This window comes from Mesorhizobium sp. M7A.F.Ca.US.014.04.1.1, assembly GCF_003998745.1.
Taxonomy (GTDB): domain Bacteria; phylum Pseudomonadota; class Alphaproteobacteria; order Rhizobiales; family Rhizobiaceae; genus Mesorhizobium; species Mesorhizobium ciceri.
The window spans coordinates 1-11,806 of record NZ_RZRW01000130.1 but is presented as its reverse complement, the minus strand read 5'-3'; the positions used below and the strand labels follow the sequence as shown (position 1 = coordinate 11,806).

The window sequence follows — 11,806 nt, the reverse complement described above, 5'->3', positions numbered from 1 at the left end:
GTCAGGGGCTTACGGGCCAATGCCGGGAGGCTGATCCCGCCGAAAGCCAGGCGACGCGACCCGGGCCACACGACGTTGCGGTGATGGGGCGGTCTGAAACGATGCTTCCTTGACCACAAGTACTCAGCGGTCTGAGCGCCGTCTCGCGCGGAACATCTCTGCCGGACTGGTCATTAACAGAACGGGAGAGGACAGACATGGAGCGTGATGATGAGCATCCTTTCCGACCTCGACAAAAAGCTGACGGACAACATGTATGAACATGCCAGCGAACTCACGGATGCGGTGGCGGACCTGCCGCCGGAACTCGTTGAAAGCGTCGACCGGCTAATGCCTTTCATCCAGCCCGAAGCGCGCGAGACGGTGAGAAATCAGGTTTTCGGCCTGATCCACGAATACAGGATCGTGGCCCCTCGCAGCCCGGCCGATCAGGATTGACCTACCCGTTCTGGTCTATCGCGTGAGGCGCGGGTTGGCTGCCGCCATCGTTGCTTGCTCTATGGCCGCCGAACCACAGCCAAGCCGCGACGATCACGACTGCCACGATCACTATCCAGGATATGAGACGAGGCATTGCGGGATTCTCCGTGCCAGCAGTCCATTCACGTCGACGTGATGATCAGGACGGAATTGAAGTCGGCTCCGCCGCCTCCTTGTGCTCCTAATTCCGCACGCGATCCTTTGTTCCGCTTGAGTTGCGGTGGCCGGCTGAGATCTGTCGCGTCCACATGCCCTGCAGCCGCCCCGCCGGATGGGCTTTCGTTGACGCGCCCGCTGAACGCTCTAGGTCAATTCAAGCCGACCACCGCTCGTTCGGCACTAGGGGAGACTATTCTTGTGGCGCACCAAACGCCGAATTTGATCCTCAGCGGCCGTCATTTCCGGCTGGATTGTTTGTGCTTGCTGTTGCTGTTGTGCGTGTCGGCGGGATGCTCGTCTTCCGACGAGATCGAGCAGCAATCACGAACAGCGGCTTCCGCGGCACAGACCGCATCGATGTTGCTCGACGCTTGGATGGGCGGCGCGGCGCCGACCGCATACACGGTGGACACGCTGCAATCGATCGCCAAGACGCTCGTAGATACGGGGGCGCAAATCCGGTCCGCCGAAACCAGTGAACCCACCGAGCAAGCTTCTCTGACAAAAGCAGTCAATGATTTGTCGGTCGCGGTGACGCGTGCCGAGGCCGGACTGCAGGCAGATGACCGGCTGGAAGTCCAAGACGCGCAACAGGATTTACGGCTGGCGTCGCGTGCGCTCGCTGCCGCCTACGCCCAGTATTTCGCGCCGAAGCCATGAAAAAGCTCATGGAAATATCCCTCGGCGTCGTCACCAGCGTCGGCGGCTTCCTCGAAGTTGGGTCCATGGCGACGGCGGCGCAGGCAGGCGCGATGTTTGGCTTCCAGTTGATCTGGGCGGTGGTGCTTGGCACCGTCTGCATCATCTTCCTTGTCGAAATGTCCGGCCGGTTCGCGGCCGTGAGCCATCACACGATCTCCGACGGCATCCGCGAAAGGTTCGGTTTCAACGTCTTTCTATGGCCGTTGCTTGCCGCCTTGCTGGTCAATTTCCTGGTGCTGTCCGCCGAGATCGGCGGCGTTGCCATTGCGCTCGAACTTGCCACGGGCATAGGCTTCCAGTGGTGGGCACTGCCGGTGGCTTTGCTGGCGTGGCTGCTGCTCTGGAAAGGCACGTTCGGCGTCATCGAGAAGGGCGTGTCGTTTCTCGGTCTGGTGACGCTGTGTTTCGTCGTCGGAGCGGTGATGCTGAGACCTGATTGGACGGCAGTCGCAAGGGGCGCCGTGCCTTCGCTGCCGGTCCACGATGCCGCCAATTACTGGTTCATGGCGGTCAGCATTCTGGGCGCCTCGATATCGCCCTACCTGTTCATGTTCTATTCCTCGGGGGCCATCGAGGACCGGTGGGACAAAAGCTATCTCGGCGCCAATCGGGCCATAGCGGGGTTGGGCATGACCTTCGGGGGCACCATCTCGATCGGCGTGTTGATCGTGGCCGCTCTCGTGCTCGCCACGCATGGCGTCACCCAGGTGGACGACTATCACCAACTGCCGTTGATGCTGATCCCCATATTCGGCTTCTGGGGCTTCGTGCTGTTTGTTGCTTCTCTCGCCATCGCCTGCTTCGGCGCTGCGCTCGAGGTCGGGTTGCAACAGGCCTATCTTGTGGCCCAAGGGTTCGGCTGGAATTGGGGCGAGGATCGCAAGCCGCGCGACGATCCGGGTTTCAGCGCCATCTACACGATATCATTACTGTTGGCGGCTATTCCCATCGCGCTTGGTCTTGACCCGCTGAGGCTCACCATCTTTTCCATGGCGCTGACGGCTGCCAGCCTTCCGCTGACCGTCGTTCCGTTCCTGTTTCTGCTGAACGACAAACGTTATGTCGGCGAGCATCGCAACGGCATTTTGTCAAATGCCGCCGTCATCTTCATCATCGCGCTTGGCTTCGTACTGGCGGTGGTGACCATCCCGCTGCAGATATTCGGAGGCACATGATGAAGTTGCTGCGTGATCTCCTGGACAAGCAGGTGGTCGACCGCGAGCAGGTCAAGGTCGGTAAGGTCGACGGTTTGGTGGCGCAGTTGCGGCCTGGCAAGCCGCCTCGGATCATTGCCATCGAGCTCGGCTCCATCACCCTGGCGCGTCGCCTCGGCGCACGGCCCGGGCGCTGGATGGCGCGGCTCGCGGTCAAGCTGGGCGGCACGCAGCATGGCGAACCTCATCGGATCGCTTGGCGCAAGGTGAAAGATATCGGCATCGATATCGAGTTCGACATCGATGTGCGAGAAACGTCGATCTTCGCCTGGCAGGACTGGTTGCGCGACCATATCATCGGGCGCATTCCGGGAGCTTGATGATGATTACGGTCAATCTCGAGCATCTGGCGGGGCGGCGCGTACTCTCGCAGCGCGGCAAGAATGTCGGTTATATCGAGGAGATCCGCGCCGAACGGGATGGTGACGATTTCGTCGTCACCGAATTCCACGTCGGGGTCTACGCTGCTTTCGAGCGTCTTTCGGCCTCGGCCATAGGCGTGGCGGTGCTGGATCTTTTCCGATTACGCCGCCGCGACGGTCTATACCGCATTCCTTGGGACAAGCTCGACATCTCCGATCCCGCGCGACCGCGGCTGCTGTGCCCAATGACTGAACTCTCAGGCATGAAGGACGCGCCGGACCTCCAGGAATAGGTCGTGGGTGCTGCATCGTCGGGATTAGTCTCAGCGCAGCATGCTTGCCGCCAGGAAGACCACGGCTGCTGTCAAAACGACAGCTGCAATCACCAACACCGGCCAGTTGCCGCCAGGCCGCAGTTCCGGCTCGCCTTCGACCGGACGCATGGCATTGGCAAAGCTGGCATCGTTTTCGAATTTTGGACGAGTGCGCGGCGGACTTGTCTCAGCGACCGGATTTTGTGTGTCCGCGGCCTCTGCGTCTGTCTCAAGCGGGGCAATGGCGGGATCGAACCCCGGCGTCTTGTCGTGCGTTGCTCCTGCCTGAACTTCGCCTCTGGCCGCGGCAGCCGTGAGACCTGTAACCTTAGCCATAATCTCTCCCCTTCGAACCGATCTCGGCAGTATCGCACTTGCAGGCGCCGGCGGAACCAAGCTTGCATGCGCTGAGGCGACCCACCACGGTCAGACTTGCTCGCTCAGCAGAATCCTGGCGTCCTTGGCCGCAACGATGAACGCCTGTCGTGCCGCCCTTGTCGGCTTTTCGCCTCGCATGACGGCAAGGCACGCTCTGATCGCGGCAAGACGCCTCTCGGATGTCGGCTTTGGCCAGTCCCGCAGCAGCACTTCGGCTGCGTCCGACACCGAAACCACAACCCTGTCGCGGTCTATCCGGCCAGGTTGAATGACAATCGGCTTTCTGAAATGTCCAGTACGCACATGCCTCTCCAGCGGGATGCACTCTATTCGACACGCCGCTGCAAGACTGCGCGTCGCGACGCGCTTTAACTCCGCAACCGTCGATTTGTTCCAGAGCACCTGGCGTTTGAAACAACTAGCCGTTGGCCGTCCGTGCGCGCCCGTCCCAAGACTTACAACAGGTCCTTGCGAAGGAAGATGCGTGCGTGCCCTGGAATTCCGAATTCGACTTTGCCGAATTCCTCGAACCCATGCTGCATGTAGAATAGCGGCGCCTGGAAACTGCTTGTCTCGACCACGGCTTTTTTGCAGCCACGCTGGTTCATGGTGCCGGCGTTCCTGTCGCCTGTCACTTCTCCACATTTTCCGTCGATGTGGCAGATCTCACGCGAGATAGTCCGGCAGCCTCATGCGTGGATCGTGGTGCTGCCGGGCCTGCAGGCATGTCGTCTGGGTATCGGAACAAAGCGCATCTTGGCCTGTTAGGGCGACGCATCCCAGGCAAGGACAAAGCCGATGAAAACACGACAATTTTTCGCATCGCTCGCCGCTGCTTCCATTTTTCTCGCCGTGCCTGCTTTTGCTGCCGACAGCGCCCAGGCCTTCGTCGACAAGGCTGCCATCGGCGGCAAGTTCGAAGTCGACTCGAGCCAGATTGCCTTGGGCAAGGTTCAGGACCAGAGCATCAAGGACTTCGCCCAGATGATGATCCGCGATCACGGCGCGGCCAATGCCAAGCTGGCAACGGTGGCCGGCGAACAAAAATTGAAAGTGCCGCCGGCGCTTGATGCCCAGCACCAGGGCGATCTCGACAAGCTCAAGAATGCGCAGGCTCCGATCGATCCAGCCTATGTCGACATGCAGCGCAAGGCGCATGCCGACGCCGTCAAGCTGTTCGAAACCTATGCCAGCGGCGGCGACAACGCCGGGCTCAAGACATTCGCCCAGCAAACGGTCGATACGCTGAAGACGCACCAGCAGATGATCGAAAAGATCGCAGCCGGGCAGGACGCCATCACGGGAGCGACAACACCGGCGGTGAAGACCGACAATACCCCCAATGCCGCCGCTCTCGTTCCCGGCGCAAACAGCTTCACCGAAGCCCAGGCCAAGAGCCGCATCGAGGGTGCAGGCTATACCAACGTGTCGAAGCTTACCAAGGACGACCAGGGCATCTGGCGGGGCCATGCCACCAAGGCAGGCGAAAGCCTCGCCGTCGGCCTGGACTATCAGGGCAACGTCGTTGCCGCCAGCAAGTGAGCACGGATCAGGAGAAATCAATGAAAACGGTAACTGGACTGTTCGACAACTATGACGACGCGGCCGACGCGGTCCGCGAACTGGAAGCCACGGGCGTCCCGCATGCGAACATCAGCATCGTCGCCAACAACTCGGATGACTGGTACGAGGGCGACCGTTCGGAGGCTGCCGAGGATGCCGGGGCTGGCGCGGGGATTGGAGCCGTGATCGGCGGTGCCGGCGGATTGCTGACAGGGCTGGGGGTCATGGCCATCCCGGGCGTCGGACCTGTGGTCGCGGCGGGTTGGCTCGCCGCCACCGCGACAGGTGTCGTTGCCGGGGCGGTGGCAGGCGGTGCGGTCGGAGGCATTGTCGGCGCTCTGACGGAGTCCGGCGTGCCCGAGAACGATGCCCACGTGTATGCGGAGGGCGTACGCCGCGGCGGCACGTTGGTCACGGCCAGGGTGGACGATGAACTCATTGCAAATGCCGAGGAAATTCTGGGGCAATCCAGATCGGTCGATCTTGCCGAACGCCGCAGGGCTTACGAGGCTGGCGGCTGGACCGGCTTCGATGCCAATGCCGGCGAATATATCCCTGACGAGACCGATCGCGACAGCGCTCGGGCGATCAATCGGCCTTGAACGAGGAGGTGTGGTCGCACGTACCGAACGACGAGGTTTCACGAAGTGCTACGGAGCGTGTGGGACAGATGTTCGAGTTGCCCGGCTTCAAGATCTCCGTGAGCAAGGCATGAAGCTTCCCGGCTGTCCGGCGCGTTAAGTGATCTCAGTTGAATCCCCGACCGTTCAAGCGAACTGGCTGGCTGTCGGGTTGGCGTGCTGCACGAAAAGTACTCAGCGATCAAGGTGCGGTGTTGGTATGGTGGTGCGCTGGCGGGCTCTGGTCACGCTGAGCCGCACGTCTGCCGCCTGGCTCATATCGGGCGTGCGCCTGTTCGATCTCACAACTCGATTCTAGTGACTGTGGCTCCCCTTATGTTCGACTATTAACTGTTCGGCCAAGTTGGGCGTTGACGCTTCCTCTCTATAAGAGTTAATAATCTCCTAATATAAGAAGCATCTAAAGTTCGTGGTCGAAAGCCACGAGTTTGACGATGTAGGTTGGGTAGGGAACGTAGCGTGACGACCAGTCGTCGCGTCCAGCAGCATCGGGTCAATATCCGTCCGTGAATGGCCAGCTTGAGGCGGCTGTTCCAGGCGCGGCGGTGTGCCTGGATGAGGGCGAAAATTCATGCCTGCCTGGATTCGCGCGGTTTTTCTTCGGCTGGAAGCAGCCGGTCGTTCAGTACTGTCGATAAAACAGAAAAACAGATGAGGCGTCTGTTCTTAAAAGGGGGGTTGAAAAATGGCTACTCAGGTCACCGGTGCCGGCGGCACCACGACGTCTTTCTCCAACACGCCGCAGGCGAAGGATGACCTGTTTACCTATGATAGTTTCCAATCCGTCTTCCTGAACGTGATGGCCAACGATCTCGGCGGGAATGCCAAGACCCTCTGGTCAGTCGACAATGGCATCAACAACACAGGCGCAATGAATGGATACACCGCCGCTGATTTGTTGACCCAAGACTTAGCACGCACTGAATCCCCCACCTCCGAGACAAGTTATAACGGCGCGAAGATCTGGATTACGTCCGACGGACTCGTGGGATACGACGCGACTACCTTGTCAGCGGCGTTCAAGGCACAGTTACAGGGCTTGAATGCGGGACAGTACCTGACTGACAGCTTCATCTACTCGGTCCGGCTCGGCAATGGAACGCTCAGCTGGGCAACCGCGACGGTACATTTCGCCGGCACCAACGACGCCGCGGTGATTTCCGGCGTCTCTACGGGCGCGGTCGTCGAGGCTGGCGGTGTCGCCAATGCCATCACCGGGACGCCGACGGTGAGCGGCACGCTGACAGATACCGACGTCGACAACACGCCCAATACGTTCCAGGCGGTCGCGCCCGGAACCGCGGGCGATCATGGGTATGGGACCTACCAGATGACCGCGGGTGGTGTCTGGACCTTCACCCTCAACAACAACAATGCGGCAGTGCAGGGTCTCAACGTCGGCCAGCATCTCACCGAGACGTTTACCGTCCACACACAGGACGGCACGGCCCAAGTAGTAACGGTCACGATCAACGGCACCAATGACGCGGCTGTAATCTCCGGCACCATTGCCGGCACGGTCGTCGAGGCCGGCGGCGCTATCAATGGCACCCCGAGTGTCAGCGGCACGCTGACGGATACCGACGTCGACAATCTGGCGAACACGTTCCAGGCGGTTGGTGCCGGCGGGGCAACTGACCACGGCTACGGCACCTTTGCGATGAACGCGGCGGGCACCTGGACCTATACGCTCGACAACACGAATAGTGCGGTCCAGGAACTCAACGCGGGCGATCATTTGATCGACACATTCACGGTTCGGACTGCGGACGGGACAGCGCAGGTAGTAACGGTCACGATCAATGGAATTACTGATAACGCGACGGTCAACCTGAGCGCCTCGACGGTCGCCGAGGGCGCGGTCGCCAACTACGTGTTCACGGCGACGCTGTCGGACGCCTCGCATGGCGTCACCACGATCACCACCGACAAGGGCGACATCACCATCGCCGATGGCCAGACCACCGGCACGCTGACGATCGCCTCGGGCAATGGCGAGGACGTCTACAACGACGCATCGAGCCTGACCGCCAACATCACCGCCACCGCGGGCGGCAACTTCGAGCACCTGGTGATCGGCACCGGCACGGCGACGGCCAACGTCACCGACACCACCACCGACGCGACGGTGAATCTCAGCACGTCGAACGTTACGGATCACGATACCAACGTCACCTTCACGGCGACGTTGAGCAACGCCTCGCAAGGCGTCACCACGGTCCACACCGACCATGGCGACATCACCATCGCTAACGGCCAGACCGTTGGCACACTGGTGATCGCAACCCCCAACGCATCAAGCCTGTCCGCGACCATCACCGGCACCTTGGGCGGCAACTTTGAACACCTGGTGGTCGGCACCGGCACGGCGACGGCGCAGATCATCGACGCAACTGCGCCGACCGTGACGATTACCGACGACGAGCCGGCGGCGACGGCCAACATTGCCGGTGGCAATGTCCTCTACACCTTCACCTTCAGCGAGCCTGTCACCGGATTTGTTACATCAGATATCGTTGTGGGAGGCGGTACCAAGGGTACGTTCACCGCGGTGAGCAGCACGGTTTACACCTTGGATGTGATCCCAACCGCGAATACGCAGGCCGGTATCATCACCGTAGATGTGGCGGCAGGCGCGGCCAACGATGCAGCCAGCAACGGCAACACGGTGGCGATCCAGGCGACGCAAGCTTACGACACCAAGGCGCCGACGGTTATCATCACCGACGACGAGCCGGCGGCGACGGCCAACATTGCCGGTGGCAGTGTCCTCTACACCTTCACCACCAGCGAGAGCGTTGGCAGCACGCTGACCATTGCGGACGTGACGGTAACGGGCGGCACGGTCGGTGCGCTGACGCAAGTCGGCACCAGCAACGTATATAACCTGACCGTGACCCCGACGGCCAACGTCGATGCCGGCACGATCAGTGTAACAGTGAACCAGGTTGGCATCACCGATACGGCGGGCAATTCGGGGACCGGCACTGTCAATGCCACCCAGGCCTACGATACCAAGGCGCCGACCGTTTCGGTCGACATCATCGCCCCAGACCTGCCGGCAGGCGGGACATCACAGGTAAAGTTTGTCTTCAGCGAAGTCCCTACCGGTTTCACGGCGGCCGACATCATTGTGACGTCAGGCAGCGGCTCGATCACCAGCGGGCCGACCATAGACGCCACAGATCCAACCGGCAAAACCTATGTCGCAACGTTCACCGCATCTTCGACTTTTGTCGGAAACGCGACCGTTTCAGTGAGCTCGGGAAGCTATACGGATGCAGCTCTGAACACAGGCTCCGGAGGCAACGACACGGTATTCGAGGGCTTTACCTTTGACGCAGCGACGAAGGAAAACGGGCAAAGCGGCAATTTCACTCTTTCCGGGCACTATAATACCGGTGTGACGATACGCGCGTACTGGGACGTCGACAATCCGACCCACGCAGTTGCCGTGACGCTGAATGGCGATGGCACCTGGAGCGGGGCTAAGACCAACCTGGGCAACAACACCGGAGCCCACACCTTCTTTGTGGTCGCTACGACAGGCAGCAGTACCATTGTCCAATCCATCGGTGTCACAGCGCCCGCCGGCATTGCCGGAGAGGCTGTGAACTTGGGACTTACCGATCCAGCCGGCCACGATGGCGCGATTACGCTCACGATTAGTGACGTCCCCGACGGATGGACGATCGATGGGGGCACCCGCAACGCGGACGGCTCTTGGACCGCAACAACCACGAATGTTTCCGCCCTGACCGTCACGACGCCGGTCACCTATACCGGTGCACACGTGCTCAACGTGACCGGGACCTGGAGTAACGAGGACGGGACCACCGGGACCATGACCATCGCGGACAACGTGGAAATCTATGCCAAGGGTTCGCCCATCTTTGCTTTGTCTGGAAACGACTACCTGACCGGGTCCAGCGGCAACGACCTCTTCGTCTTCTCGCAGCCGATCGGTGCCGACACGGTGCACAATTTCGACGCCGCGGCCGACCAGATCGACCTTATCGGCTACAACGGACTGGCGGACTTTGCCGACCTGCAGACCCATATCGCCGACGATGCCCACGGCAACGCGGTGATCACGCTGGGCGATGGGCAGTCGATCACGCTGGATGGCGTGCACTCGGGCGCGCTGACGGCAGGCAATTTCGTCTTCGACCAGACGCCGGTGGTCAACAATGCCGGCACCATGACGATCGGCGACGGCGCCTTGCTGCCGCTGAGCGGCATGATCAACAATAGCGGCCTCATCTCGCTGGACTCGACCGGCGGTGAAACGCTGCTGCAAATCATCCAGCATGGCGTGACCCTGCAGGGCGGCGGGCAGATACTGTTGTCCGACAGCGCCGCCAACGTGATCTCCGGCACGGGGCCGGACGTCACTCTGGTCAATGTCGACAACACGATATCGGGCGCCGGCCAGTTGGGCGGCGGGATGCTGAGCCTCGACAACCAGGGCACCATTATCGCCTCCGGCGCGAATGCGCTGGTCATCGATACGGGGGGCAGCGTCGTCACCAACTCCGGAACATTGGAGGCGACCGGTTCAGGTGGACTGACGATCACCGGCGGGCTGGCGAATTCCGGCATGCTGTTGGCCAATGGCGGCGACATAGTCATCCATGGCCAGGTCACCGGCGACGGCGATGCCACGATCGGCAACCTGTCGAAGCTTGAGTTCGGCAGCGCCTCGTCGACGGATGTCACCTTCGCGCACGATGCGGCCGGCACGCTGCAGCTCGACGATTCCTTCGATTTCAGCGGGCGGATCGGCGGCATCACCAATGACGACAGGCTTGAGCTCGAGGACATCCTGTTCGGCGCGGGAACGACGGCCGTCTACCAGGCAAACCAGGATGGCAGCGGCGGAACGCTGACCGTTTCGGACGGCACCCACGGTACCGCGCTGCATCTGGTCGGCAGCTACGATGCGAACGGCTTCAAGCTTGCCGATGACGGCCAAGGCCATACCGCCGTTTCGTACAATCCGGCGGAATTCACGCTGACGGGCGTTGGCAATGGAGCAATTTCAAGCGACTTCGTGGTGTGAACCAAAAGGCCGCCGCCAGCGGCGGCCCACCTGGCCTGATGCGTATCGAGTGGGGTTCTGGACGTGGATAGCAAATCTCGAATTGTGAAGGATGCGCTTCGGGCCTGCCGCCGCTATTTCCTGGTAGCGGCGGCGTTCAGCCTGGCCATCAATCTGCTCTATCTCGCGTCCCCACTCTACATGCTGCAGATCTACGACAGGGTCGTTACCAGCGGCAGCGAAACCACGCTGGTGATGCTGACCCTGGTGTTGCTGGCGGCCTTTCTTTCGCTGGCCGGCCTCGACCTGGTGCGCGCCTCCATCCTGACGCGTGCCAGTGCGCGGCTCGACCGGCTGCTGTCGGCAAAAGTCCTGGCCGCGTCGGTCGAGACCCCATCGCCCGGCTCGTCGCCGAGCCAGCCCATCCGAGACTTCGACACGTTCAGGCAGGTCATCACCGGCAGCGGCATCCACGCTTTGTTCGACCTGCCATGGTCGCCCATCTACATCGGCATCATCTTCCTGCTGCATCCCTGGCTCGGCTTCTTCGCGCTGGGCTGCTCGCTGCTTCTGGTCGCCATGGCGGTGCTAAACGAATATATCGTGCGTTCGCCGCTGAAGCAGGCCAACGACCTGGCGACGACCAACTATAATTTCACCGAGATGAGCCTCAGAAACGCCGAAGTCGTTCGCGCCATGGGGATGATCGACGGCCTCATCCGCCGCTGGGGACGCGACCGCAATTTGGCGCTGCGGCGCCAGGCGGAGGCAAGCGATCGCGCCGCACTGATGTCGGGTCTGATCCGTTTCCTGCGGCTCACCATGCAGTCGCTGATCCTCGGCCTCGGCGCCTATCTGGTGATCGAACGGCAGATCACCGGCGGCACCATGTTCGCCGCGAGCCTCTTGCTGGGCCGGGGGCTACAGCCCGTCGAGCAGAGCGTCGGCCTTT

General features: G+C 61.3%; 12 protein-coding genes. 9 read left to right on the top strand and 3 right to left on the bottom strand.

The genetic code is table 11. The features are described from left to right. Nucleotides 1-210 precede the first annotated feature (210 nt). The 5 genes from EOA22_RS11645 (at nucleotide 211) to EOA22_RS11625 (ending at nucleotide 3,210) form a co-directional block, all read left to right on the top strand. A complete protein-coding gene (locus EOA22_RS11645) occupies nucleotides 211-438 on the top strand; it encodes a hypothetical protein (protein WP_063170474.1) in 228 nt (75 codons plus the stop codon). A gap of 324 nt (nucleotides 439-762) precedes the next feature. Next, a complete protein-coding gene (locus EOA22_RS11640; RefSeq protein WP_245478621.1) occupies nucleotides 763-1,299 on the top strand; it encodes a hypothetical protein in 537 nt (178 codons plus the stop codon). Beyond that, entirely contained in the window at nucleotides 1,296-2,516 is a 1,221-nt protein-coding gene (locus EOA22_RS11635) for a divalent metal cation transporter (protein WP_063170167.1), read from the top strand. The genes EOA22_RS11640 and EOA22_RS11635 overlap by 4 nt, the downstream gene beginning before the upstream one ends. A 32-nt stretch (nucleotides 2,517-2,548) precedes the next feature. Beyond that, nucleotides 2,549-2,875 carry a hypothetical protein gene (locus EOA22_RS11630; protein WP_335916772.1) on the top strand — a complete coding sequence of 109 codons (327 nt, stop codon included), beginning with the start codon at nucleotides 2,549-2,551 and terminating at the stop codon, nucleotides 2,873-2,875. Continuing rightward, nucleotides 2,875-3,210, top strand: a complete 336-nt coding sequence (locus EOA22_RS11625) for a hypothetical protein (protein ID WP_244506918.1) — start codon at nucleotides 2,875-2,877, stop codon at nucleotides 3,208-3,210. Before EOA22_RS11630 ends, EOA22_RS11625 begins: the two co-directional genes overlap by 1 nt. A 30-nt stretch (nucleotides 3,211-3,240) precedes the next feature. On the opposite strand, the gene EOA22_RS11620 is transcribed toward EOA22_RS11625, so the two are convergent. The 3 genes from EOA22_RS11620 to EOA22_RS11610 form a co-directional block, all read right to left on the bottom strand. After that, entirely contained in the window at nucleotides 3,241-3,567 is a 327-nt protein-coding gene (locus EOA22_RS11620; RefSeq protein WP_063170168.1) for a hypothetical protein, read from the bottom strand. Between the two features lie 90 nt (nucleotides 3,568-3,657). Continuing rightward, a complete protein-coding gene (locus EOA22_RS11615; RefSeq protein WP_013533177.1) occupies nucleotides 3,658-3,912 on the bottom strand; it encodes a DUF982 domain-containing protein in 255 nt (84 codons plus the stop codon). 152 nt (nucleotides 3,913-4,064) lie between these two features. Beyond that, nucleotides 4,065-4,217: an acetyltransferase gene (locus EOA22_RS11610; protein WP_127218677.1), complete on the bottom strand. Its 153-nt coding sequence runs from the start codon at nucleotides 4,215-4,217 to the stop codon at nucleotides 4,065-4,067. Nucleotides 4,218-4,407: 190 nt separating this feature from the next. On the opposite strand from EOA22_RS11610, the gene EOA22_RS11605 reads away from it, so the two are divergent. From EOA22_RS11605 to EOA22_RS11590, 4 genes are all read left to right on the top strand, one after another. Continuing rightward, the gene (locus EOA22_RS11605; protein WP_063170169.1) at nucleotides 4,408-5,151 is read left to right on the top strand and encodes a DUF4142 domain-containing protein; all 744 of its coding nucleotides are present in this window, start codon (nucleotides 4,408-4,410) and stop codon (nucleotides 5,149-5,151) included. Between the two features lie 20 nt (nucleotides 5,152-5,171). Beyond that, a complete protein-coding gene (locus EOA22_RS11600) occupies nucleotides 5,172-5,774 on the top strand; it encodes a general stress protein (RefSeq protein WP_063170170.1) in 603 nt (200 codons plus the stop codon). Nucleotides 5,775-6,498: 724 nt separating this feature from the next. Then, nucleotides 6,499-10,875: a VCBS domain-containing protein gene (locus EOA22_RS11595; RefSeq protein ID WP_127224103.1), complete on the top strand. Its 4,377-nt coding sequence runs from the start codon at nucleotides 6,499-6,501 to the stop codon at nucleotides 10,873-10,875. Nucleotides 10,876-10,938: 63 nt separating this feature from the next. Continuing rightward, nucleotides 10,939-11,806, top strand: an 868-nt coding sequence (locus tag EOA22_RS11590) for an ABC transporter transmembrane domain-containing protein (protein WP_245478620.1), incomplete at its 3' end; no start/stop codon positions are given.